The sequence below is a fragment of the Photobacterium piscicola genome (genome assembly GCF_900166965.1).
Taxonomy (GTDB): Bacteria; Pseudomonadota; Gammaproteobacteria; order Enterobacterales; family Vibrionaceae; genus Photobacterium; species Photobacterium piscicola.
In genome coordinates, this window is sequence record NZ_FUZI01000001.1 from 1,222,250 (window position 1) to 1,246,298 (window position 24,049).

A 24,049-nucleotide genomic window follows, 5' to 3' on the forward strand; every position below is an offset into this window, starting at 1 on the left:
CAATAATGCAGGCTAATCTTAAGCTTAATCGTTAGCTAATTGCTTTTTAACTGCCGCGACTTGCTTTGCGGTGGTCGTTGTTACTTGTGAAGAAAAACGTTTATGCAGATACGTTATCAAATCAGCCATTTGTTGGTCATTTAAGCTATTTTTATATCCAGGCATAGCATAATAAGTTTGATTCTGACTGTAACTTTGTCGCTCAATACCATTATTTAACACAGCTACCGTATTGAAAATATTACTGTTTGCAATAGTCGCATTATTTTCTAACGCAGGGGCCACATTTGGTGTCCCCTGACCATTTTGACCATGGCAACCAGAACACTTATCCATATAAATACGGTATCCTGGTAGTTTAGTATCAAATTGTGATGTAACAAGTGACGTTAACTTAGGTTGTGCCACAGCCGATTGTGGTGGTTGTGTTTGATTCAATAAATAACTGGTTATTGCAGTAATATCATGATCGTCCAGTTGAGTTAGACTATGTTTCTCAACGATGAACATATCATTAAACGCAGTGCCTTTCGGTGATTGTCCTGTTTTTAAGAACTGGGCTAAATTATTAAATGTCCAATGTTCTTGAGCAAGATTTTTTGAGGTAATATTAGGCGCATTAAGATTATTAACTACCGCACCTTCTAGTGCGTGTTGTTGCTCCGTTGCCATCATAAAATTACGCGGAGTATGACACTCACCACAGTGGCCTAATCCTTGCACTAGATATTTACCACGATTCCATAATGGCGTTTTATCCGCGGTAGGTGTAAAGGTCGGTTTATCAAACGCGATAAGATTCCAGACTTTTAATCCCATACGAATATTGAACGGGAACCCAATCCCATTTTCTCTATTCGGTTGAGTCGCAGGTTTGGTTTGCATGAAATACGCATATAACGCGTGCATATCGTGATCGTTAATGCGGTGATACGACGTATAAGGCATCGCAGGGTATAAATTACCTTTAGGTGCAACACCATTACGCACCGCATCAACAAATTGCTGATAACTATAATTACCAATACCGTGCTGTTTATCACTACTAATATTAGTTGAATATAAGGTGCCAAAAGGTGTGTCAAATGCACGCCCACCACCATAAACTTGACCACTATCAATAGTATGACAACCACTGCAATCACCCGCAGCCGCTAAGTATTTACCTTGCGCGATCAATTGTGCCATGTTTTCGGATAATGGCGCTTGTGTATCCGTTGATTCGGCTTGTGCATACACTGCGCCGCTACTTAATAATAAACCACAAATGGCACTGATTTTTAAACTCGGTTTCATTTGACTAACCCCGGCTGTGACAGTACTAAATCTCGCAAACCAACATAGTATTTACGGTAACCAGAACAACGGCAAATATGTTTTTTTAATGCGTTTTCAATCACATTCTCAACCTGTTCTTTATCGACAGGTTGCTTGGCTAATTGCTCAACTAATACGGTTGATTCATTAACAAAACCAGAAGTACACCAACCACATTGAAAAGAAAAATGATCCACAAATGTTTGCTGTACTGGGCTTAATGCTGTGATCTGCCCCATTAAATTACGTTTTGCGTGACCTTCGACGGTACGCAGTTTTTTGCCGTTAAAATTACCAACACCATTGATACAAGTACGTTCCGTATGCGAGCCACCATCGGCATCATCCACAATGATAGAGCAGGCGTGACAAACACCAATACCACAACCAAACTTAGTACCAGTTAACCCTTGATATTCATGAAGAAAATCAATCATTTTCACTGATTCGTCAACATCAACTGGACCGACAACATTACCGTTAATAGTCATTGTTACAGTGATCATGCGAGTGCTTCCTTAATATCATTTGCGGTTACAGGTAAGTGGTAAAAACGTTTATTAGTAATTTGGTAAAGTGCTTCAGTAACAGCCGCGACAATTGGAATCATCACCACTTCAGCAATACCTTTGCGCTGATCAGAGTTATTAAATGGCGGCAAAATAGTATGATTCATTTGCCATACACCCACATCTGTCGCTAATGGCACCTGATAACGATTGAGGTTCCAAGTACCATTACCTGGACCTTCTTCACCTGGTGGTAAGTATTCGTGCAATACATGCCCAATCCCCATCACCAAACCGCCTTCAATTTGACCTTCAACCAACTCTTTAACGATCACTTTACCTGCATCAAGCCAAGTTTGAGTGGCAACAATTTCAACTTTACCTGAGCCTTCTTCAACCGCTAATTCGACCAAGACTGCACAAGGGGCGTAATACACCACCATTGCATTATTTAAAACAGTCGCTGGATAGTTAACATTGCTACGGTCTAATAAATGCCAGCCATCACTGGCCATTAATTTTTTCTTATTCGCATTAGCACCATGGCCATATTTCACTGCCATTGCATCTAATTGATACGTTTTTGTCTGTCCTTCAACAGTGAAATCTGCATCCACCCAGCCCCAACGGTTAAATGTATGCACCATTGCACCGGCCACTAAACCTTGCTGATGAACATGCCGTGCTAACATATCAAGAGGTAATGGCTCCATCCCTTTAGCACTTAACTTACCATCAACCCAAACAGCATCTTCCATTGCACCAAAATCTATCGCAGCCAGATCACCGCTGTAATACAACTTAGTCCAAATAGCTTTTGCCGCAGGCCATAATCCGTATTCAAAAATTACTTTCGCTGCATTTTCTGTTGCTTTAGATTGGAAATAAGCCGACGTTGATGCAGACGATGCATAAGGAATCGTTGGTGTCCAACGTGGATTTTGTTGCATTTTATCTTGGTAGGCTTGACTCATCGTAAATGGTGATTGAGTATTGATCATCTGTAACGGATCCCAACCATGCACTTCAGCAAGGTTGATAGTATCAGCAGGACGGCCAAAATAATCAGCTAAAACAGCTGCTTGTGATGTTTGTGCGCCAGTGCCGATTTCCACCGCAGAAATACCCATCACTAAACGACCGTTTTTATCCATTTCAATATAAGTTGAAGGTGCATCATCACCCGCACCATAATCTTTAGTACAAATGGCAAAACCCGTACCAAAGCGTTTATTTGGATATTTCGCTTCATAGGTTTTACGGCGTTGTTCACGCTGGGTCCACATTTCATGCTGCTGTGCTTGTTTTAATATTTCAGCATAATGTTCAGTGCTGGTTGGTACCGCACCTTGGGTATTCAATTGGCCCGTTTGAATCGTATTACGAAGTCTTAAATCAATCGGATCAATATTGAGCAATTGTGCTGCTTCATTAACCATCATTTCCATGGCTGACATTGTCTGTAACGTACCAAAACCACGCATAGAACCTGATGCGGGGTTTTCAGACACATTGGCAACAGCGGTAATATCATTTTTAGGGAAATAATAAATTGACTGCAATGCACTCGCGCCGACTTCAGCAACAACAGAGCTGAAGTTTTCACGGCCACCGCCATCAAGATCCATGTAACTCACAATCCCTTGGAATTTACCGGTTGTTTTATCAATCGCTAATTGGTTGTGCATCTTAAAAGGATGACGTTTTAAACCTGATTGAAACTGTTGGAAGCGATCGTTCGCCATACGTACAGGATGTTTACTGTACATCGCAGCTAATAAACCGTAATAAGGCAAGATAGAGTGATCTTTACCACCAAAGCCACCACCAATAAACGGGGAATGCACAACCAAGTTCTTCACTTTACCTGCAAGAGGACCATTGTTAAGCATCTTGGTTGCAAAGCCAAAGAAGTTAGCTGGAGATTGCGAAGACGGAATGGTGTGCATGGTCTGAGTTTTAGGATCAAACCACCCATTAAAGCATTCTGGCTCTAAGAACATCGGATCAATAAATTGAGTTTGATAATTACGATCTAACACAAAATTATTATCATCTTTTAAGCTTGCTTTAATATCGTCAGCAACCGCCATTTGTTGCTCTAATGCTGTACCGAGATGATTGGGTTGTGGCCAAAATGGTTTATGATCAACATAATTAGGGAAATTAACACCATTTTTTAATGCGCTGTATTTATCAGGCAATACACCTGCCGTATTACCTTGCTCACGAGTAATACGCCAGACTCCCCACGGATCTTTCTCTGTTGCGACTAAAGGCTGTTGCTTACCATATTTAATAATTTCACTATTAAACTGCAATATATTTTTAGCGCGATGATAAGTAAGAAAATCATCAAAAATAAGTAACATAACAGCCTGACCAATATAATCAGGCATAGCTCCTTCAGCCACTAACATATTTGTGCCATAAAATTGTGGCAATTCAATTTTATCTTTAGTTAATGTTGCTGCTGTAACAATATTACTAGGTCGAGCATTTGCTGATAACAGACTTAAATCAACACCTTGATAAATACGATCAGCACGATCGGCACGAATATAAAAAGCCCATGACTGCTCACTTGGCCAACCGTCAATATCGGTTGATCGTAAATCACGTCCATACACTTTTTCACCCGTCACTTTAGCAATAGCATCACTTCGAAAACGTACTTTAAAATCAGATTTCCAAGATGATGCTAATTCAGGAGCAACTAAACTATTACTCCCATCTAAATTAAGATTAAATCGGGCTAAAGCGGGGACTGTATAAACGCAGATACCAGCAATGATACCATGTTTAATAAAACTCCTTCGCGAAAGTTCCATTGACATGATTAACTCCTTTAACGTTCTCGTTATAATTTTTATATTATTTCAAATCTAAAATTCTATTTCCTGCTAAACCATTACTAATGGAATGGTCATTAACAAAAAATAAGAATAGCGAGTTAAAATTACTATTTACGCAAAATAGATATACCTAGTATTGCGTATTTTATACTTCCGCATCATATACACAACAATGAATTAAAACCAAAAATATGAATACTTATTTAAATTAAATAAAGACAACATAAAAACAACAACAAGGTTTACATTCGATAATTTTTTTTGCTAAACAGACAATAAATAAACTATTTTCACAACGGTAAAGAGATCTTTATTCAAAAAACAACAAATTTCAAATTAATATTGATTTATAAGTTATCAAGTTAGTCTATTAAAGTATCGTCATTTTTATGACGCTCAAACCATATATAATAAAAAAGGATAGGTTATTAAACCTATCCTTTTTTTATCTAGTAACAAATTGATTAATTTTTATATCAATGACGGTATGATTCATAAAGGAACCAGACACGACGCTCTGTTTCATCAATCCAATTATCAATCATACTCACTGAAGAAAAATCATTACGTTCATCACATAAAATATGTGCGGCACGAAGTTCAGCGGCTAATTGTTTATTATCTTCACACAACTCAGCAAGCATATCTGCGGGCTCAACATAGTCAGCATCGTTATCTAAAATGCGCTGCATACGAGCAATTTCACCAATTGAACGAATAGTACGACCACCAATTTTACGTGCACGTTCAGCAATATCATCAGTCATTGCAAATAACTGAGTACTTTGCTCATCTAACATTAAATGGTAATCGCGGAAATGCGCACCACTCATATGCCAATGAAAGTTTTTGGTTTTCATATAAATCGCAAACACATCAGCTAAAATTGCAGTTAATGCGCCACTGATCTCTTTAGTCGCGTCTACACATAGATCTGTAGGTGTGGCTAGAGGACGAGTGAGATGTTGTTTAGCATCTTCAATTTGAACTTCATTCAAGATTGTAGTACTCATCGTCTTATCCTTAGTAATAATTTTGTGAACATCATTACTATAGGCTGTTTGATTTGTATGACAATAGTGAGTACCAGCAGATAAATGCAACCTAATTTTACTTTCTTCTCGATTAATAGTATTAGTTTTAATTCAGTATAATTATAAGTATTTCTATTTTTTTGAAATGATAATTAGATAAAATTTGCTTAAATATAGCCAGCTGTTTACCCTCTAAAAACAGACACCTCAATAATAATGATATAGGTAACACAATGGACAATTCATTTGGATACGCAATTGGTACTCCGGGAATAAAATGGAGCGCCACAGAAAAAGCTGCATGGTTAGCACAAACCACCATTAAACGTAGTTACCTTGAGCAAGTTGTTTCCCACATTCATACTTTAAGTGAAAAATTCGATGTTGAGCAATATGGTGCACTGTCTTACTCACCTGAAAAATATCCACTATTTGTCATTAAGACTCGCCATTGGGATAACGCAAAACCAACGATCTTAATCACGGGGGGTATTCATGGTTATGAAACTAGTGGTGTTCATGGTGCATTAACGTTCTTGGCACAAAAAGCACAACAATACAGTACTGATTTTAATATTATGGTCGTGCCTTGTGTAAGCCCATGGGGATATGAAACGATCAATCGTTGGAATCCTAATGCAGTCGATCCAAACCGCTCATTTTATGCAAATAGCCCAGCAGAAGAATCTGCCGCATTAATGAAGCTCGTTCAAGCTCAGCATACACATTTTCTCGCTCACCTTGATTTGCATGAAACCACTGATAGTGATGAAAGTGAATTTAGACCAGCGCTTGCCGCACGTGATGGTAAAGAATATATCGCCGATATTGTACCTGACGGTTTTTATGGCGTCGGCGATACTGAAAACCCACAACATGACTTTCAAAAAGCCATTATTGATTCAGTGCGCCATGTTACTCACATTGCCCCCACTGACAATGATGGTAATATTATTGGAGAGCCAATTACCCAAGAAGGTGTGATTAATTATCCACTAAAAGCATTAGGTTTATGTGCTAGCGTAACTGACGCTTTGTATACTTCAACGACTGAAGTTTATCCAGATAGCCCTCGTGTTACAGATCAAGAGTGTAATATGGCCCAAGTAGCGGCCATTATTGGTGCTCTTGAATATTTAAAACACCACCAGTCGTAAGCTCTTTTTTATCCACTCTAAAACGCGCTATACTGATTATTTAGTGTAGCGCGAAGGTTTTTATTATGTGCACTTACTTCAATACGATGGACTCCCCCATTGGATGCTTAACACTGTACGCTACTGACCATGCGTTAACAGCTATCCTCTATCAAGATCAAACACCGCAACCTGAAACAGCAACCTATATGCCACAACACCCATTATTAGTTGAATGTGAACAACAATTACAACAGTATTTCACAGGGACTCGCCAACAATTTGATTTACCATTGGCACCTAAAGGCACTGATTTTCAGCAACGTGTATGGCAATCGTTATGCACAATCCCATATGGTGTGTGCTGGAGTTACCAGCAACTCGCTATCTCAATTGGTAATATTAAAGCATGCCAAGCTGTTGGAATGGCAAACAGTAAAAACCCGTTATCCATTGTCATTCCATGCCACCGCGTTATTGGTAAAAACGGTACATTAACTGGCTATGCTGGTGGATTAGATAAAAAACAAACACTGTTGGCTTTAGAGCAAGAGCACGCCTAATTCCAACCGATAATCCAAGTTTGGTCATTTTTTAAATCATGCCAATCAATATCATACAGTTTATTTGTCATTACAGCTTGAATAACACATTTTTCTACTTGCTGATTTTCATTAAATAATACTGTAACTATCTCAAAATGTTTTTCTTTATTATCTACAACCACTTTCGTCCATTTGCTATGAAGTAACGCTTTGGGATTCACTGGATTCGTCATCATTAATTTCCTGACTGAACATTCGTTACTACCCTAACATGCTCACGCTGTAACATACATGCTTGCTCACGTAAAATCTCCGTCAAGGAATCTAGCCGTTGAACCACTATTGATGCCTGATCAGTAAAAGGCAAATCGTCACCATTAGTCACTAAACATGATGGCATATTTGCGCGAAAAGCAGCTTGTAAATCATAAATATAATCACCAACATAGAGTATATTTTGTGGTGCAAGTTGCCACTGTTGAGTAATATCAAGTAAGGCATCTGGTGCGGGTTTTGGTGGAAAATCTTCACGTGAAACAATACGATCAAATTGCAATTGATGGTGCTCTATCTTCAGTTTTGCCGCTTGAATACAGTTACGTGTGACCACTGCGGTAGGTATATTTTGCTGACGAAGATAAGATAGTAAAGCGTGACAGCCGGGCATAATAGATGACTGACGAGCATCTATAATTTCATGTTCGATGACTTTATCTTCGAGCTGCTTACGGTGAGTTGCATCGGGAATATCAGCAATATATTGCAATAGATCGATATCTGCTGCGCAGCATAATTGTTGGCGTAACCAATCAAAATCTAATGCTGAACTTACAAGTGTGTTATCTAAATCAAAAATAACACCACTGATCATATTGTAAGGGATTGGGGTATACATGCCATTCTCCATCATCAATAACGCAATAATAACAGTGTATGAACATATGCACTTGGTGGCAATTATTGACCTTTAATTCAGCGAGTATGATCACGTCTTATGTTATACCTCAAGCTACTTAATAAAACAGTAGCTTGAGATTAAGGTTAAAATCGAATCAATCAATAATACTCACCTTCGATTGCTCATAACGTAACAGATACACTTTTGCTTGTGGTTTGCCCGTGCCATTTTCTCCCCCCACCATCAGGACCCCTGCTGGAGTAGAAAAAGATGCACCATAGGCTAACCCTTGTGGCAATTTCGTGGACGCTAACGCCCATTTACCACCACGGTAAGTATAAATATCCTCACTCCAATGTTTACTTAAACCATCATGAGCAAACCAATCACCTTGATCAGCTTTTGCTCTTGCACCAATAAAATTAGCGCCACCAGCAACAATTAATGAACCTTGATTTATTCCTGCATAAGCGCCAGCAACACCTTCTTGTAATTGACCATTAGCAGCATCAGGTAAAGGTGCTAATGATTGCCAATTAACGTCATCCCCTTTAATGGTCACTGTTTTCACTATTGGTGTGCGTAAACCGGGTTTAATCTCACCACTGATTAGAGTAATGCGATCTTTATCCCCAACCAATGCTGCCCCACAATTTGCTAAATACGGACTGTTGCCTTTTGTCGACCAAGTATTGCTATCGGTATGGTAAATCTGAATAGCTTGATTCCAATGATAAGATTCAGGTGCGCGATCCATAAAATCAGTGACAGTTTGTTGCCATTTTTGGGGTTCGGCTTGTTTATCAATGGCAGTAATAGCACTCAAATATTGATCAAATTGCGGCTTATTATAACCACCAAAAATAGCAATTTCGGTTTGATTAAGAGGATAAGCCGCCGCTCCTAACAGACCCACTGGTGTTTGTGTATTTTGCTTACTCCAAGTGTTATTTTGAATATCGTAAACATAGACGCTATCAAAAATAATGGGAGATTTATCGGTTACCGCAGCTTTACCCGAGCCTGAAAAAATATAAATTTTTCCATTAACCGCCGCCGCCGTTGCTTGATCGGTTATCGGGCCAATAAAATCAGCTAATTTTTGCCACTGAGGCTGACGACTTGCTGTGTCCATCATATAAAATGACTGACCAGCAGTGCCTAGGCCAACATAAACAATATTATCAGCTTGCGCACTAATGCCATTTTTGATCGGTTGCGGTAAATCCGGCCACAATTGTTGTGCAGTAACGCTAGTAGATAAAGACAATAAAGCACACACCATTGCGAATCGAGTACATGATTTTTTCATAACATCTCCCATCAATGCTAATCATCAATACAATCACATCAAGTAGCTACTCACACAAACATTGTTGATGAATTTTAATCACCACTTTTTTAATCATCATTGGGGTCGTAATAACGCACCCTGGTTTATGTGGTTGCTGTGGAAAAATGGCTAAAAACATACCCGGCTTTAATAATAAAGAACTAGTATTTGGCATGGTTTCAACTAACGCAAAATCATTGTCATGATCATAATCAGTTGCAGGAATGCAGTCAGTTAAATTGAGTGACACATCTATACGTTCTTCACCACTGATTAAGTATTGAAAATCAATATATTGTTGATGAACCTCTCCTTGTTTAGCTGCCGCAGCTTGAGTTTCAAAACTCATCACATTAGCAAAAATACGATCACCATCTATCTCATAGCGGCCATTCTCTAACTGTGCTAGATCTTGTGTATTTATAAAATTTATCGCTTGTTGAAAAGCCGCAGGCAATGCATGTAACGGCTGTTTAATTTCACCAAAAATCATTTTCTTATCCTTTTATAAATAAAAAGCGGAAAAGCATCCGCTTCTCCGCTTTGTTTTAAGTTTATTATTCAGTCACTATATTCAGTTCTTCAGCTGACTTACTTTTAAATAATGGGGCCGTGATAAAGCCCACGATGACCACCATTAAAGTACCAATCACACCATAGAAGAAGAAGTTCAGGTCAGTAAAGCCACGTACAATTAACACAGCAACAACCGCAGCAATCACACCACATAATGCACTCCCCGCATTAGCGCGGCGAACAAAGATGCCCAACATAAACAGACCAGTCATAGGACCGCCCATTAAACCGATTAAACTATTAAATGCATCCCATATTTGACTTTCATTACTTTTAATTAAATAAACAGAAGCAGCAACACCTAAAATACCAGCAATAATCGTTACAACTCTTGCCATGTTAAAGCTCTGCTGCATATTTTTTTCTTCGCCAAACCGGTTATAGATATCTACAGTGTAACAAGCAGAAATACTATTTAAACTGCTTGAAATACTTGATTGAGAAGCTGCAAAAATAGCCGCAATAATTAACCCTGCAATACCCGCAGGCATTTGAGAAATCACGTAAAACGGTAGAATACCTCCTGTATTAAAATTCTCAGGTATCAATTGTGAATTTTGACTATAAAAAGCATATAGCGCAGAACCAATAGCAAAGAAGAAAATAGGCACACAAGCAACTAACTTAGCATTAGTGATCAAGGTCTTTTTCGTTTCTTCAATAGAATCAGTCACAATGTAGCGTTGTACTACATCTTGGCTCGCAGTAAATTGCTGTAAACTAGCAAATAAGAAACCTATAATTAATACAGGTAAGGTACTTTCAGTCCAACTCCATTCAAAACTTGAACTTGGGAAATATTTATCTTGTTCAGCACTTAAACGGAATACCTCAGTCACACCGCCATCAACATGAAAACAAATAGTAACAAAAATGACAACTGCAGCGACGGACAGCATAATACCTTGAATCACATCCGTCCAAATAACCCCTTCAATACCGCCAAGGAAGGTATAAACAATACATAACACACCGATTAAAAATACGATCGTCAGAGGATCAATATGTACAAATGGCATTAATGCAAGTGCGGTTAAATAGGTAATAATCGCAATGCGCCCAATATGAAATAACATGAATGACATACTGGCAAACAAGCGCATCTTAATATCAAAGCGACGTTCTAAATATTCATATACTGAGGTTAAATTGAGTTTTCTAAAAAAGGGAATATAGAAATAGAACACTAACGGCAGAATAAGAATAGCCACATATTGGCCGACAAGGAAAGTCCAATCCGAAGTGTAAGCCTTGGCAGGAATAGACATAAAAGTAATCGAGCTTAATGTGGTTGCAAATACACTGATTCCCGCCGCCCAACCTGGTATTCGGCCTCCAGCTTTAAAATAATCATCTGCTGATTTCTGACGGCGAGCAAAATAAACACCAACCAACATGACACCAATTAAATACGCGAACAATACGATGTAATTGATCGTACCAAATGCTTGAATTTCCATATAAGCCTCACCATTTAGGGGTTGAGAGAAGATAATTAATTTCTATATATGATTTTCTTGTCGTGCAAACCAATGAGCTGCACCTAACAAACCTGCATCACCACCTGCCTGAGCGGGAATGATATGAGGTCGATAAAGTTCTGGTTTTTCATTTAGATATTGTTGAATATATTCACAATAATGAGGTGCAAGACCCACACTGCCGCCAATAACCACCGCATCGAGATCTAAGCTAATTGTGAGGTTGGCAATTAATTCTGCGACTGCAGCGGCTGAAGAATGAATAATACTTATTGCATCTTCATTACCGTCAAGTGCCAGTTGATAGACCTGTTGCCCATTACATGGACGCTTAAATAAGGCACTACCAAGTTCACCTATCGCGGTACCTGAGGCCACTTTTTCTATACAGCCTTGACGACCACAACCACACACAGGGCCATTAGCATCAACAACCGTATGTCCAATATGACCACTAATACCCCGAGCACCCGTTTGTAATTGTTGATTCAACACTAATCCACCACCGATACCGGTAGAAATAGTAATAAACAACATGTTGTGAGTATTGTTATTAGGCGTTAGCGAAATAAATTCATACCATGCCGCGGCTTGGGCATCGTTCATTGCATATGTCGGTAATTTTGTAATACGCTGAATATCATCAACTAATTCAAATCGATTTAAACCGCCTAAATTAGCGGGATTTAATGCCGTTAAAATCCCGTTATTAATGATTCCCGTAGAAGCAATAGCAACAAAATCAGCATTCGCGATAAACGGGGTTAATAAAGAGACTAAGGCTGCTGAAAACACCGCGGGCTGTTGTGACTGAGGCGTAGCTATTTGATGACGATCTATAATCTGGTTAGTTGCACAATTCACTAGTGCCGCAGCTATTTTTGTGCCACCAATATCAACCGCTAAACAAACACTCATGCAATATCCTTAACACGTAATTGATCTGCGGTTGCAGCAGTATTTACCGCTTGTTTAAACCATTCGCAGATATGTTCAATACGCGTAATTGCCGAGCCAACAGTGACGCAGTTCGCTCCCGCAGTCATTGCTTTAGCTGCTAATACTGGTGAGTTATAACGCCCTTCAGCCATCACAAAATAACCACGTTGGTGTAAAGCCATGACAAGCTCTAAGTCAGGTTCAGCAGGCACCTCACCTTCGGTATAACCTGATAATGTTGAACCAATAATGTCGGCACCTAATTGATGGCACATATCCCCATCAGCCAACGTTGCACAATCAGCCATTGCTAAACATCCATGTTGATGAATAGCATTAATTAAATTTTCAACTGTTTCTGGACGTTGGCGTTGCGTACCATCAATCGCAATAATGTCAGCACCAGCTGCAGCAAGATCAGCAACATCTTGTACAAAAGGTGTAATTCTTACTGCTGAGTTATTCAGATCTCGTTTAATAATACCAATAATAGGTACAGCCACATGTGGACGTGTTGCTTGTAAATTTGCAATACCTTCAATACGTAAACCCGCAGCACCACCTAAAACCGATGATTGCGCCATTGCCGATACAATCTGAGGCTGATCCATAGGGCTATCATCAACAGGCTGGCAAGAAGAGATAAAACCATTATTTATATGTGCAAGAAGTGTTTGTGAACGCTTAACCATGATCGTTAGCTCCAAAAATATCAACGTTATGAAGTTTGACTCCATAATGTCGATATCATTGGAGTGACGCAATAATGAACTTTTTAAATAGAGATATATTGCACACTCTTTGCCTAAAATAACCTCAAAATCACGATGTAAATCACAGTTAAAAATAATCAATTCGTTGTGATTAATGTTTAATGAATAACCAGTAAGGCTACTTTACCCCCATAAAAAAAGGCCACATTTGAATGTGACCTTAATAGTATTTCTGGTAAAGTTTTAATCTAGCGCTTGGGTTGTTTTATACTTCTGCTGCCGTGTATGTTGAGGATTGTCACGAACCAGCAATGTATAAAGCATATCTAATACAAACAGTTGCGTTATTTTAGTACCAATAGAATCCCCTTGCAGTTGCCCCTGACGATTACCATTAATTAATACATAATCAGACAATTCAGCCAACGGCGATAATGGATTATGCGTCAGCGCCACAGTAATTGCGCCACACTCTTTGGCCAATGCTAACGCTTTAATGGTTTCTTTTGACGTTCCGGAATGACTAATACCAATCGCAACATCATCACTGTTTAATAATGCAGCTTTCATATACATAAAATGATTATTGGTTAACGCATCGACATCAAATCCAATCCGCATAAGTTTATTTTTCGCATCTTCTGCAGTAATGCCAGAGGACCCCACGCCAAAAAAATAAATCCGTTTTTGTTGCTGTAAAGCACGAGCCACCGCTTCTAATTCAGAAAAATCTAATAAATTTAATGTTTCACCTAAGACATTATTGATCGTCTGTTGTAACTTTCGACCGATATGTTCAGCATCATCATCTGCGGTTAATTCGGTATCAAGCATGTGCTTCTCAGTATCATGAGGTGTTGCAACCTCAATCGCTAACTTCATCTTAAGATCTTGAAAACCTTTAAAATGGAGTGCCCGACAAAAACGAATAATACTGGCTTCGCCAACGTTAGCTTGCTGAGCGAGTTCTGCAATTGAAAGTTCAGTCACAGGTTGAGGTTGTGCTAAAACATAATCAGCGATTCGACGTGCCGATGGTGTCAAGCTATCACGTAGACTACCTAACGTATCTAAAATTTTACCCACTTGAATTGCATCTGTTACTGCATTCATACGTTATCCTTGCCATTCTTCAGCTTAGGTGGCGATCTTTATCGTATTATCATTATGAAGTTTTACTCCAAAATCAAATCCAATCATCATTTCGATCCAAAATAACGACAAAAAGATATTTTATAAATTTAAAAAATCAATTAATAGCAATAGATCACAGTTTCTATTAAAAGCCCTAAAAGTCGTTTCTTTTTTATTGCCAACCTAAATTCCACTTCGTATGATAATGCAACTCCAAAAGAATTACACTTTAGAAGTAAAACTTCACAACAAGGATCTGAGACATGGAAAAGCTAACAGGTTTAATTGCAGCCCCTCATACGCCATTTCTAGCTAACGGTGAAATTGACTATGTCGCCATTGATGCTATTGCTAAGCATCTTATTGATACCAATATTGTGGGTGCTTATGTATTAGGTACGACGGGCGAAGGTATTCATTGCTCTGTGGCAGAGCGTAAAGCAGTTGCAGAACGGTGGGTACAGGCAAGTGTAGGTCAACTAAAACTGATCATTCATACTGGCGCGTTAAGTATTGCCGATACACTAGAGTTAACTCGTCATGCCGATCAATTAGACATCTATGCAACTTCAGCTATCGGCCCATGTTTCTTTAAGCCTAATAACGTAACTGATTTAGTTAATTACTGTAAAGCTGTAGCAGAGGCTGCTCCATCGAAAGGATTCTACTACTATCATTCAGAAATGAGTGGCGTAACGGTTGATATGGAACAATTCTTAATTGCTGCTGATAAAGTGATTCCAAATCTATATGGGGTTAAATTTAACAGCACCAATTTATATGAATACCAACGTTGTTTACGTGTTTGTGATAGTAAGTTTGATGTACCATGGGGTGTTGATGAGCATTTCCCTGGCGCATTAGCGGTGGGAGCAATTAGTGCTGTCGGCAGTACCTACAATTATGCTGCGCCTCTTTATCACGACATGATTGATGCTTTTGCTCAAGGCGATCATCAAACGGTGATCAATAAAATGGACAATGTAATTGCACTTATTCGTGTCTTAGTTGAATACGGCGGTGTCGCGGCAGGTAAAACGGCAATGATGCTACATGATATTGATGCAGGTAACCCACGCCTACCATTACGCACATTAACAACCGAACAAAAACAGGATGTTATATGTAAAATGCGCGATGCCATTTTAGTGGCTTAGTTATTTTTCTCCTATAAAGAAGCCAGCAAATAATTGCTGGCTTTTCATCATTTACAGTGTGAATTAAGGCCAATATTACAGTTCAGTATCAATTGGGGTTGAGCGATGGGTATATTCTATATAAAACAAAGTGACAGCAATAAAGGAGGTTAATGCCAATGCTGGAAATAATGAATATTGGGGAATTGTTTGCATTATAAACCCGCCATTCATTGCACCTGAAATCAAAGAACCCCATAAACACAGGTATTGCATCAACCGTTTACGATCACCTTGCCCAACAATTGCCAGTGCCAATAGACGACCAATATTAACTAAATATCCAGTGGCATACGTAAGAGGAATTGATTTTTCTATCGTTAATCGTAATGCGATATTTTGCATCCCCATGCCATAACACAGAATAAAATTAATCGCTAAAAAAGGCAGATAAGACTCCATGATAATGGCAAATATCAGCACAACCGAAACGGAAGCCATCACCACACCTCGGTAAAATCGACGCCCAGATAAGGCAATTAATTCGCCAGACATGGAGCCGATAATAAAAATACCCAAGATTGCAATATAAATGGCTGCTTGAGGGCAATCATGATAACTCAGCATCATTCCCATATGAGTCGAATTACCACTCATAAAAGAAGCAAACACGCCATCCTTTAGATGTAAAAAACCAACCGCATCAACAGTGCCAGCAATAAACAATAACAAATATGGCATTAATGATAAAAAGAACCGCCTTTCATTTAACATTTACTCTGCATATCCGACTATATTTCCATATTATGACTATCAGTAAACCCTTAGCACTCTATTAATCAAAGAGGCTATTTACCCTTGCTAATCGCTATTGTAACCAAATATTTCAGCATAGCTAGCAACTTCAGTTTAGTGACGCAAATCACATAATAAAAATAAAAATCTAACCCAATATTATTGGATTTTGATACCAATGATCAGTAAAAAAGGCAGAAGGATGCTATTTTTTGCATTCAAAACAAGGAATTAAAAAACTTAATCGTTCGCATTATATTAATGCAATATTTTGACGTTATTTTATTTAATAAAGAAAAAAATAAGACAACAACAAGCAGAAAAAAGAGGTTAAGAGAGTAGCGACCAAGAGATCATCAATAAAAATAATAAAAGGTGCAATAACATTATGCTGATTTACTGTTATTACACCCTTTGATTTAACTAATTATGCATTTAACATATCAAGCGCAATAGCTTCGGCAACTTTAATACCGTCGATGCCTGCAGATAAAATACCACCCGCATAACCTGCACCTTCACCACCAGGATATAAACCTTTAGTATTAATGCTTTGGAAATCTTTTCCACGTTTAATTTGTACAGGAGAAGATGTACGCGTTTCAACACCGGTTAACATGCTATCAGCATGTGAAAAACCTTTGATCTTTTTATTGAACGCAGGCAATGCTTCACGAATCGCTTCGATAGCATAATCAGGCAAACTGCTGCTTAGATCAGTGAACTTAACATTTGGCTTGTAAGACGGTTCAACATCACCCATTTGGCTAACTGTTTTACCCGCTAAGAAATCACCCACACATTGTGCTGGCGCATCATAGCTACTGCCACCAAGAACATAAGCATTACGCTCTAGCTTACGCTGCAAAGCAATACCTTGCATTGGATCATTAGCAAAGTCTTCAGGTGAAATACCGACAACAATCGCACTGTTAGCATTACGCTCACTACGTGAGTATTGGCTCATACCGTTGGTTACTACTGACTCAAGCTCAGAGGTTGCTGCAACCACAACGCCACCAGGACACATACAGAAACTATAAACTGAACGGCCATTTTTACAGTGGTGAACCAATTTATAATCCGCAGCACCTAATAAAGGATGACCTGCATTTTTACCAAAACGTGCAGCATCAATAGTTTCTTGTTTATGCTCAATACGGAAACCAACTGAAAATGATTGCGCTTCAAGGTGGACACCTTTGTCATGTAACATCTTGAAGGTATCACGCGCACTGTGGCCAATCGCTAATGCAACGTGCTTAGATGGAATTACTTCACCAGTTGATAAAGTAACGCCAGTAACTTGATTATCTTCAATATTTATTTCTTCAACGCGAGTTTCAAAACGAATCTCACCGCCAAGTTCAATAATTTTACGACGCATCTTCTCAACCATTGTTACCAATTTGTAGGTACCAATATGTGGCTTACTTAGATAAATAATTTCAGCCGGTGCGCCCGCTGCAACAAATTCTTGCTTTACTTTAAGACCCAGAAAACGAGGATCTTTGACTTGACTGTATAATTTACCGTCAGAGAATGTACCTGCGCCACCTTCACCAAACTGTACATTTGATTCAGTGTTGAGTTCACGCGTACGCCAAAAACGGAAAGTATCTTTTGCACGTTCGTGTACTGATTTTCCGCGCTCTAGAATAATAGGCTTAAATCCCATCTGCGCCAAAATAAGTCCAGTAAATAAGCCACATGGCCCCATACCAATAACAATTGGGCGCTCGGTGATATTTTCAGGCGCTTGAGTCACATATTTATAGCTTGTATCTGGTGATGCTTTCACTTGGTGATCGTTAGCAAACGTCGTTAGTAATTGCTCTTCATCAACGTCTTTTAAAGTGATATCTACAGTGTAAATCAGATAAATATCATTTTTTTTACGGGCATCATAACCACGTTTAAAGACATGAATATCAACTAGTTGGTCTTTATTTATCGATAACTTGTTGATGACAAAATCATGTAAAGCTACTTCACTATGATCTAACGGTAATTTAACTTCATTAATACGTATCATTAAGTCCACTAACTCGATTGGGAATGCAATAAAAATATCTCGGAGAGAATAAACCTAGCCGCAGATGATGGTAGATTTATACCTTAGCCAAGTATTATCTCACAGACTTTAGTGTTTATCCCAATATTTGCATTATATTCGCCTCGAAAACATCACGATAAAAAAACAAAAAGATACCTAGAATCAAAAAAGGCTTATGCCATATGATATAAATATCGGCATAAACCTTATTTTTTAATAACCTATAATAAATTAATAGCTATTATTTCACTAACTGACAATGACCAAATGTTTGCGGGTTGTGAAAGTTAGGTTTAGGTGTTTTGGGATCGATCCATGTCATCCAGCCCATATCCAACTTGCCATCGGCTTGTTGAGTGAACTCTGCCCGCATTAAAGCACACAATAATTGCGTTTGTTGTTTATCCTGCCATAGCGCTAAATCAGTCAATGTTTGCAGTGGTAATTTACCTTCCACAACATAACCGCTATCGGTTAAACTTGCTTTGGTTTCTAGACCTTTCCATGTCCAATTACTGTCTAACGATGCGCGTTTTTTATTGGTCATATCATAGCTTGCTTCTGCACTAAACACGCGCGCTTTAGGATCAATTTCCATGGTGTAATAACGGGATAAGTTAGCATCTTTCGCTAAGAAAATTTCAACCCGATCAGAATCTAAAATTGCTCGCTCAGGATCAGTCCCAATAGCGACATTTGCATCTGTAACTGTGTATTGAAAATAGAGTGAATCTGCATTCCACACCGCCTTAAATTCCGTTGCAGGTGCGGGTGTATCACGCCAAGGAAAGGTAAAATCAGTTAACGCTTGGGCTGATTTCCATTCATTATCATGAGCGATACCATCAATAACAGGGGCAACCTTGGTATAATTAATGTTATATACCGCAGCAACAGGTTCAACTGTTGGAGTCACTGTTTCAGCAACCACATGGTAGCTTGTCATACTCGCAGTCACAGCAGCAGCTATGATGACTAACTTATTCATTACAATATCCTTATTTATCGTTTTTCAACTAATCCGCAATGAAGTATAAAAAAGCCGACCTGACGAGCAAATCGGCTTGACGTTACCTAGCTTTCACCAACTTACATTGACGTTATTTTTTTATTTATGACACTAAATCAGCAACAGCGGTGGCAGCTAATAAAAACGCCCCAGCACCGTAGTCAATATTATGTTCAAAGGCGACATCACGTGGGTTAAACGCAGGTAATTGTACCCAACCCATCATGCCGTTATCGTGAATACAGGTTTGTAAGGCCGTCCATGAAGTCTCAACCACTGGCATGTAGATATCAGCGTCAAGGTGACCTTGCTTAATACCCCATGCTAAGCCGTAACAGAACAGCGCTGTAGCACTGCTTTCTGGGGCAGGGAAATTTTCAGGATCGAGTAAACTTGTACGCCAAAAACCATCCGCTTGTTGATATTTAATCACTTCGGCAGCCAGTGAGGTAAATAGCGCCAAATACTTTTCACGCTGTGGGTAATCGTCAGGCATACGGGCTAATAAGCGGGGCACTGCGGCTAATACCCAGCCAATGCCACGGCTCCAGAATACTTTATTACCGTTAGCTTCACGTAATTCACCACCATTACCATCAGGAATATAACGATAATCACGGTAGAATAGCCCTGTTTCAGGATCGAGTAGATGCTCAACTGAATCCCAAAATGCAGTATTCATGTAATCAAGATACTTAGGATCACCTGTGCGTTGGGTTAATGCAGCAAATGCGGGCGGTGCCATAAATAATGAATCACACCACCACCAATCTTTACGACCCGCTTGTGGGCTCTCAACCATAAGATCTAACGCTTTAATGGTTGGCTCTAACGCTTCAATTTGATCAATTAATGGATAAACATCAAGGTAGGCTTGGCAGCAAATATGATCATCAGCAAAACGATCATTAGGCCCAGGACGAAAACCGGTATGGAGAGTATAATTCATTACCCCATCAAGGTATTCATTATCATCCGTTGCTAGCCACGCTGCGGAGACACATGACCAAAATACGCCACGTTCCCAATCCGTATCTTTAATAAAACGGGTTTTACCGCTGCGACGAATCACACTGCGAGTCTGGTGTTGTGCTTGGTAACGATAAACACGCTTCATTGCCGTTAAAATCGTTTCTTTTGAACCTAATGCTGCCATGAAATGCTCTCCTTAGCGTGCTAACCAACCACCATCAACCGCGATGGTGTAACCATTAATGTAATCACTCGCACTTGATGCTAAAAAGACTGCCGGGCCTTCTAAATCTGACGGTAAACCCCAACGATTAGCAGGAATACGCTCTAAAATTGCCGCGTTGCGATCTGCATCGGCACGAAGTGCTTCGGTGTTATCTGTTGCCATATAACCAGGAGCAATTGCATTAACATTAATATTGTATTCAGCAAGTTCAGTGGCTAATGCTCGGGTTAGACCCATAACTGCAGATTTACTTGCGGTGTATGACGGTACGCGAATACCCCCTTGGAAAGATAACATTGAAGCGATATTGATGATCTTGCCGCCATTGCCTTGCTCAACAAAACGTTTAGCAACCGCTTGGGATAAGAAGAACAGGGTCTTTTGGTTAATGTTAATCACATCATCCCAATCACTTTCAGAAAATTGAAGCAGATCTTGACGACGAATAATACCAGCATTGTTAATAAGAATATCAACATGACCCATCACTTCTACCGCTTCTGCAACAATGCTTTCAAGCTTATCTTGCTGCATAAGGTTGGCGGTGATGTAATGGAATTTACGTCCTAATGCTTCAATTTGTGCTTGAGTTTCAGGCGCTGCTTGATGACCAATACCCACAATATCAGCCCCTGCTTTTGCAAGTCCTAATGCCATACCTTGACCAAGACCTGTATTACAACCAGTCACAATCGCAACTTTACCGCTTAAATCAAACATATTCATCGAGTTCTATCCTTGTAAAGTAGCGCCAACGCTAGCCAGCACTACTTGCTAAATAAATTAACGCGTTACGGTGAAAAACTAAGGCTTATTTAAGATCGTTCATCGCGACATGATCCATATCGTGGAAGGTTTGGTTCTCACCTACCATGCCCCAAATAAAGGTATAAGACGCCGTACCCACACCAGAGTGAATTGACCAACTTGGACTGATCACTGCTTGCTCATTACGCACCACGATATGGCGCGTTTCTTGGGGCTCACCCATGTAATGGAACACGATGTTGTCTTGGCTCATATCAAAGTACAAATACACTTCCATACGACGCTCATGGGTATGACATGGCATGGTATTCCACAGGCTGCCAGCAGCCAGCTCAGTCATGCCCATTAATAGCTGGCAAGTTGGTAATACAGAGGGGTGTAAATACTTATAAATAATACGAACATTGCAGTTTTCTTGGCTACCAATTTGCTCTGGTGATGCATCTTCACGGGTAATTTTACGGGTTGGGTAGCTATGATGAGCAGGTGCGCAATTTAAATAAAAACGCGCAGGTTTATCGGCAACGACACTTTCAAAACGAATATCTTGTGCGCCCATACCAACATAAATAGCTTCGCGTGCGCCAATTTCAAAAGTCTCACCATCAACAATCACTAATCCTGGCGCACCGATATTAATCACACCTAATTCACGACGTTGTAAAAAGTAATCAACACCAATCTCTTTACCACCTTCAAACACAATAGCCGCAGTCGTCGGCACGGCCGCACCCACAATAATGCGATCGATATGGCTATAAGTAAGATTAATTTCACCGGCTTGAAACATATTTTCAATTAAGAATTGCTCACGAATACCCGCAGTATCTAATTGCTTGGCATGCTGACTATGAATTGGTTGACGAATTTCCATGAAAAACCTCTTAAATCATTACATTATTCAGTATCCATACCATCAAAATACGGCATAAATACTGACGAATTATTGCTATTGATGCGATGTTGGGTAATACCACTCACCGTCAATTAACGTTGCTTGAATTTCAAATTGCGTATTAAGCACGGTAAAGCTGGCGTTGTAGCCTGTTGCTATCGCACCTAATTGATGATCAATGCCTAAATATTTTGCAGGCACAGCGGTTGCCATCTGAATCGCTTCCCACTCAGGAACATTGGCTAACATAACCATATTGCGAATGGCTTGATCTAAACTACACGTGCTTCCTGCCAAAGAGCCATCATCAGTACGCGCTTCACCATTGGTCACGTTAACCATCTGCGCGCCAAGTTGGTACTTGCCATCATCAAGGCCACCAGCACGCATACAGTCAGTAATTAATGCCATGCCTTGATAGCCTTTGATACGATAAGCAAGTTGCATCATCACTGGGTGAACATGAATACCATCAGCAATCAGTTCAACTAACATATCGTGATAAAGCACCGCCCCTGCACAACCAGGTTCTCGATGATGTAAGCCACTCATACCGTTAAATAAATGCACACCACAATCCGCTCCATGTTGGTGCGCTTGGGTTACTTGTTCAAAATTGGCATTGGTATGTGCTATCGAAGTTTTAATGCCGTTATCGGTTAACCATTGAATCGCTTCATTAGCGCCGTCATACTCTGGTGCTAACGCAACGCGTAATAATGAATCTGCAGCCACTTCTTTTAATTCTGCTAACGCCACAATGGTTGGCGCGGTTAAGTATTGAGTTGGGTGTGAACCACGGTGAGTTGCAGTAAAATAAGGTCCTTCAAGAAAGCTACCTAATAACGTGGCACCTTGTTGTGGCTGCTCACAGTAATTACGCACCACCTGTAAAGCCGAAACAATATTCTGCCACGGTGCGGTAACGGTTGTTCCAACCCATGCCACTACGCCTGTAGCAGGTAATGCTTGAGCTATGGTTTGTAAAGCTTGTGGTGTTGCATCCATAACATCAGCGCCTGCACGGCCATGAATATGAATATCGATAAAACCAGGGACTAATGTTTGATCTTCTAATTCAATCACTTCACAATCAAAAGGTCGGCTATCAGTAACGCATTCAACCTTACCGCTATTCACTACAACATAGTGGTTATAACGGATCCCTGTGGGGGTGAATATACGTTGTGGATGAAGTGCAAAACGCATAATTACAGTCCGTCTTCACATTCAAGTTCAGCTGATTGCGTCATCATATTATTAAGCTCACGACGCATGTCTTTCATGCATGACATACCAATATCAAGCAAGGTATCAACAAGATCGGTTAGATCAGCATCATCACGCTCAAAGGCAGCATTGGCGATCATCGGTAAATTCGCACCACCAATAAGTTCAACATTAGGGGTGTCCATCACAATAGCTAGGGCGCGATTGGCAGGAGAACCACCAGGAATATCAGTTAAAAACAACACTCCATCACCGCTATCCACATCCGCAGCCGCTTGGCGTAAAGCCTGTTCTAGCTCATCGGTAGACATGGTTTCAACAAAATCTACATATGTCATTTGTTCTTGCTCACCCGCGATAGCACGAACAGCCGACTCCATACCTGATGCAAAGTTAATATGCCCTGAAACAACGATACCAATCATGATTCTTTCCTTGAATATAAGGGGGAACGATGCCCCCCTTGAGACTATTGATAATGACAAATATCAA

General features: G+C 39.7%; 23 protein-coding genes. 3 read left to right on the forward strand and 20 right to left on the reverse strand.

The features are described 5' to 3' along the window. Nucleotides 1-24: 24 nt before the first annotated feature. The 4 genes from CZ809_RS05560 to CZ809_RS05575 all read right to left on the reverse strand — a co-directional run bounded on the left by CZ809_RS05560 (nt 25) and on the right by CZ809_RS05575 (nt 5,694). Nucleotides 25-1,296 carry a cytochrome c gene (locus tag CZ809_RS05560; RefSeq protein WP_080156380.1) on the reverse strand — a complete coding sequence of 424 codons (1,272 nt, stop codon included), beginning with the start codon at nt 1,294-1,296 and terminating at the stop codon, nt 25-27. Further along, on the reverse strand, nt 1,293-1,823 hold the full coding sequence (locus tag CZ809_RS05565) for a (2Fe-2S)-binding protein (RefSeq protein WP_080156381.1): 531 nt from the start codon (nt 1,821-1,823) through the stop codon (nt 1,293-1,295). The genes CZ809_RS05560 and CZ809_RS05565 overlap by 4 nt, the downstream gene beginning before the upstream one ends. Further along, nucleotides 1,820-4,663 carry a xanthine dehydrogenase family protein molybdopterin-binding subunit gene (locus CZ809_RS05570; RefSeq protein ID WP_080156382.1) on the reverse strand — a complete coding sequence of 948 codons (2,844 nt, stop codon included), beginning with the start codon at nt 4,661-4,663 and terminating at the stop codon, nt 1,820-1,822. Before CZ809_RS05570 ends, CZ809_RS05565 begins: the two co-directional genes overlap by 4 nt. A 494-nt stretch (nt 4,664-5,157) precedes the next feature. Continuing rightward, nucleotides 5,158-5,694 (reverse strand): Dps family protein, encoded by a 537-nt coding sequence (locus tag CZ809_RS05575; RefSeq protein WP_080156383.1) that lies wholly within the window; start codon nt 5,692-5,694, stop codon nt 5,158-5,160. Between the two features lie 254 nt (nt 5,695-5,948). Here CZ809_RS05575 and CZ809_RS05580 point away from each other — a divergent pair, with 254 nt between their 5' ends. Both CZ809_RS05580 and CZ809_RS05585 read left to right on the forward strand, forming a co-directional pair. After that, nucleotides 5,949-6,872 (forward strand): M14 family metallopeptidase, encoded by a 924-nt coding sequence (locus CZ809_RS05580; protein WP_080156384.1) that lies wholly within the window; start codon nt 5,949-5,951, stop codon nt 6,870-6,872. 65 nt (nt 6,873-6,937) lie between these two features. Further along, complete coding sequence (locus CZ809_RS05585; protein ID WP_080156385.1) at nt 6,938-7,414, forward strand: methylated-DNA--[protein]-cysteine S-methyltransferase; 477 nt, start codon at nt 6,938-6,940, stop codon at nt 7,412-7,414. Here CZ809_RS05585 and CZ809_RS05590 read toward each other — a convergent pair. From CZ809_RS05590 to CZ809_RS05625, 8 genes are all read right to left on the reverse strand, one after another. After that, nucleotides 7,411-7,632, reverse strand: coding sequence for a TIGR02450 family Trp-rich protein (locus CZ809_RS05590; RefSeq protein WP_235865806.1), 222 nt, complete (start codon nt 7,630-7,632; stop codon nt 7,411-7,413). The two genes, CZ809_RS05585 and CZ809_RS05590, sit on opposite strands and share 4 nt — an antisense overlap. Further along, a complete protein-coding gene (locus CZ809_RS05595) occupies nt 7,632-8,291 on the reverse strand; it encodes an HAD family hydrolase (RefSeq protein WP_080156387.1) in 660 nt (219 codons plus the stop codon). Before CZ809_RS05595 ends, CZ809_RS05590 begins: the two co-directional genes overlap by 1 nt. A gap of 157 nt (nt 8,292-8,448) precedes the next feature. Continuing rightward, nucleotides 8,449-9,606, reverse strand: coding sequence for an N-acetylneuraminate epimerase (locus CZ809_RS05600; protein WP_080156388.1), 1,158 nt, complete (start codon nt 9,604-9,606; stop codon nt 8,449-8,451). A gap of 46 nt (nt 9,607-9,652) precedes the next feature. Beyond that, nucleotides 9,653-10,120 (reverse strand): N-acetylneuraminate anomerase, encoded by a 468-nt coding sequence (nanQ, locus tag CZ809_RS05605; RefSeq protein ID WP_080156389.1) that lies wholly within the window; start codon nt 10,118-10,120, stop codon nt 9,653-9,655. A 64-nt stretch (nt 10,121-10,184) separates the two neighbouring features. Continuing rightward, nucleotides 10,185-11,663 carry a sodium:solute symporter family protein gene (locus tag CZ809_RS05610; RefSeq protein ID WP_080156390.1) on the reverse strand — a complete coding sequence of 493 codons (1,479 nt, stop codon included), beginning with the start codon at nt 11,661-11,663 and terminating at the stop codon, nt 10,185-10,187. Between the two features lie 42 nt (nt 11,664-11,705). Then, nucleotides 11,706-12,602 carry an N-acetylmannosamine kinase gene (locus CZ809_RS05615; RefSeq protein ID WP_080156391.1) on the reverse strand — a complete coding sequence of 299 codons (897 nt, stop codon included), beginning with the start codon at nt 12,600-12,602 and terminating at the stop codon, nt 11,706-11,708. Next, nucleotides 12,599-13,315: an N-acetylmannosamine-6-phosphate 2-epimerase gene (locus tag CZ809_RS05620; RefSeq protein WP_080156392.1), complete on the reverse strand. Its 717-nt coding sequence runs from the start codon at nt 13,313-13,315 to the stop codon at nt 12,599-12,601. Before CZ809_RS05620 ends, CZ809_RS05615 begins: the two co-directional genes overlap by 4 nt. A gap of 264 nt (nt 13,316-13,579) precedes the next feature. After that, complete coding sequence (locus CZ809_RS05625) at nt 13,580-14,449, reverse strand: MurR/RpiR family transcriptional regulator (RefSeq protein ID WP_080156393.1); 870 nt, start codon at nt 14,447-14,449, stop codon at nt 13,580-13,582. 284 nt (nt 14,450-14,733) lie between these two features. Here CZ809_RS05625 and CZ809_RS05630 point away from each other — a divergent pair, with 284 nt between their 5' ends. Then, complete coding sequence (locus CZ809_RS05630; RefSeq protein ID WP_080156394.1) at nt 14,734-15,627, forward strand: dihydrodipicolinate synthase family protein; 894 nt, start codon at nt 14,734-14,736, stop codon at nt 15,625-15,627. A 75-nt stretch (nt 15,628-15,702) separates the two neighbouring features. Here CZ809_RS05630 and CZ809_RS05635 read toward each other — a convergent pair whose 3' ends face one another. The 8 genes from CZ809_RS05635 to agaF form a co-directional block, all read right to left on the reverse strand. Then, nucleotides 15,703-16,380, reverse strand: a complete 678-nt coding sequence (locus tag CZ809_RS05635; RefSeq protein ID WP_080156395.1) for a YoaK family protein — start codon at nt 16,378-16,380, stop codon at nt 15,703-15,705. 448 nt (nt 16,381-16,828) lie between these two features. Further along, nucleotides 16,829-18,436: an NAD(P)/FAD-dependent oxidoreductase gene (locus tag CZ809_RS05640; protein WP_080156396.1), complete on the reverse strand. Its 1,608-nt coding sequence runs from the start codon at nt 18,434-18,436 to the stop codon at nt 16,829-16,831. Nucleotides 18,437-18,698: 262 nt separating this feature from the next. Next, on the reverse strand, nt 18,699-19,445 hold the full coding sequence (locus tag CZ809_RS05645) for a carbohydrate-binding family 9-like protein (RefSeq protein ID WP_080156397.1): 747 nt from the start codon (nt 19,443-19,445) through the stop codon (nt 18,699-18,701). Nucleotides 19,446-19,569: 124 nt separating this feature from the next. Then, nucleotides 19,570-20,622 carry a glycoside hydrolase family 88/105 protein gene (locus CZ809_RS05650; protein WP_080156398.1) on the reverse strand — a complete coding sequence of 351 codons (1,053 nt, stop codon included), beginning with the start codon at nt 20,620-20,622 and terminating at the stop codon, nt 19,570-19,572. 12 nt (nt 20,623-20,634) lie between these two features. Next, nucleotides 20,635-21,390 (reverse strand): 2-dehydro-3-deoxy-D-gluconate 5-dehydrogenase KduD, encoded by a 756-nt coding sequence (kduD, locus tag CZ809_RS05655; protein ID WP_080156399.1) that lies wholly within the window; start codon nt 21,388-21,390, stop codon nt 20,635-20,637. 85 nt (nt 21,391-21,475) lie between these two features. Continuing rightward, entirely contained in the window at nt 21,476-22,306 is an 831-nt protein-coding gene (gene kduI, locus CZ809_RS05660) for a 5-dehydro-4-deoxy-D-glucuronate isomerase (protein WP_080156400.1), read from the reverse strand. A gap of 75 nt (nt 22,307-22,381) precedes the next feature. Continuing rightward, the gene (nagA, locus tag CZ809_RS05665) at nt 22,382-23,536 is read right to left on the reverse strand and encodes an N-acetylglucosamine-6-phosphate deacetylase (protein ID WP_080156401.1); all 1,155 of its coding nucleotides are present in this window, start codon (nt 23,534-23,536) and stop codon (nt 22,382-22,384) included. A 2-nt stretch (nt 23,537-23,538) separates the two neighbouring features. Continuing rightward, complete coding sequence (gene agaF / locus CZ809_RS05670; protein ID WP_080156402.1) at nt 23,539-23,982, reverse strand: PTS galactosamine/N-acetylgalactosamine transporter subunit IIA; 444 nt, start codon at nt 23,980-23,982, stop codon at nt 23,539-23,541. Nucleotides 23,983-24,049 lie beyond the last annotated feature (67 nt).

What these genes read in the sequence shown, in the direction of transcription:
- CZ809_RS05560 (WP_080156380.1), bottom strand. Translation starts at nt 1,296, where the DNA reads ATGAAACCGAGTTTAAAAATCAGTGCCATTTGTGGTTTATTATTAAGT.
- CZ809_RS05565 (WP_080156381.1), bottom strand. Translation starts at nt 1,823, where the DNA reads ATGATCACTGTAACAATGACTATTAACGGTAATGTTGTCGGTCCAGTT.
- CZ809_RS05570 (WP_080156382.1), bottom strand. Translation starts at nt 4,663, where the DNA reads ATGTCAATGGAACTTTCGCGAAGGAGTTTTATTAAACATGGTATCATT.
- CZ809_RS05575 (WP_080156383.1), bottom strand. Translation starts at nt 5,694, where the DNA reads ATGAGTACTACAATCTTGAATGAAGTTCAAATTGAAGATGCTAAACAA.
- CZ809_RS05580 (WP_080156384.1), top strand. Translation starts at nt 5,949, where the DNA reads ATGGACAATTCATTTGGATACGCAATTGGTACTCCGGGAATAAAATGG.
- CZ809_RS05585 (WP_080156385.1), top strand. Translation starts at nt 6,938, where the DNA reads ATGTGCACTTACTTCAATACGATGGACTCCCCCATTGGATGCTTAACA.
- CZ809_RS05590 (WP_235865806.1), bottom strand. Translation starts at nt 7,632, where the DNA reads ATGATGACGAATCCAGTGAATCCCAAAGCGTTACTTCATAGCAAATGG.
- CZ809_RS05595 (WP_080156387.1), bottom strand. Translation starts at nt 8,291, where the DNA reads ATGTATACCCCAATCCCTTACAATATGATCAGTGGTGTTATTTTTGAT.
- CZ809_RS05600 (WP_080156388.1), bottom strand. Translation starts at nt 9,606, where the DNA reads ATGAAAAAATCATGTACTCGATTCGCAATGGTGTGTGCTTTATTGTCT.
- nanQ (WP_080156389.1), bottom strand. Translation starts at nt 10,120, where the DNA reads ATGATTTTTGGTGAAATTAAACAGCCGTTACATGCATTGCCTGCGGCT.
- CZ809_RS05610 (WP_080156390.1), bottom strand. Translation starts at nt 11,663, where the DNA reads ATGGAAATTCAAGCATTTGGTACGATCAATTACATCGTATTGTTCGCG.
- CZ809_RS05615 (WP_080156391.1), bottom strand. Translation starts at nt 12,602, where the DNA reads ATGAGTGTTTGTTTAGCGGTTGATATTGGTGGCACAAAAATAGCTGCG.
- CZ809_RS05620 (WP_080156392.1), bottom strand. Translation starts at nt 13,315, where the DNA reads ATGGTTAAGCGTTCACAAACACTTCTTGCACATATAAATAATGGTTTT.
- CZ809_RS05625 (WP_080156393.1), bottom strand. Translation starts at nt 14,449, where the DNA reads ATGAATGCAGTAACAGATGCAATTCAAGTGGGTAAAATTTTAGATACG.
- CZ809_RS05630 (WP_080156394.1), top strand. Translation starts at nt 14,734, where the DNA reads ATGGAAAAGCTAACAGGTTTAATTGCAGCCCCTCATACGCCATTTCTA.
- CZ809_RS05635 (WP_080156395.1), bottom strand. Translation starts at nt 16,380, where the DNA reads ATGTTAAATGAAAGGCGGTTCTTTTTATCATTAATGCCATATTTGTTA.
- CZ809_RS05640 (WP_080156396.1), bottom strand. Translation starts at nt 18,436, where the DNA reads ATGATACGTATTAATGAAGTTAAATTACCGTTAGATCATAGTGAAGTA.
- CZ809_RS05645 (WP_080156397.1), bottom strand. Translation starts at nt 19,445, where the DNA reads ATGAATAAGTTAGTCATCATAGCTGCTGCTGTGACTGCGAGTATGACA.
- CZ809_RS05650 (WP_080156398.1), bottom strand. Translation starts at nt 20,622, where the DNA reads ATGGCAGCATTAGGTTCAAAAGAAACGATTTTAACGGCAATGAAGCGT.
- kduD (WP_080156399.1), bottom strand. Translation starts at nt 21,390, where the DNA reads ATGAATATGTTTGATTTAAGCGGTAAAGTTGCGATTGTGACTGGTTGT.
- kduI (WP_080156400.1), bottom strand. Translation starts at nt 22,306, where the DNA reads ATGGAAATTCGTCAACCAATTCATAGTCAGCATGCCAAGCAATTAGAT.
- nagA (WP_080156401.1), bottom strand. Translation starts at nt 23,536, where the DNA reads ATGCGTTTTGCACTTCATCCACAACGTATATTCACCCCCACAGGGATC.
- agaF (WP_080156402.1), bottom strand. Translation starts at nt 23,982, where the DNA reads ATGATTGGTATCGTTGTTTCAGGGCATATTAACTTTGCATCAGGTATG.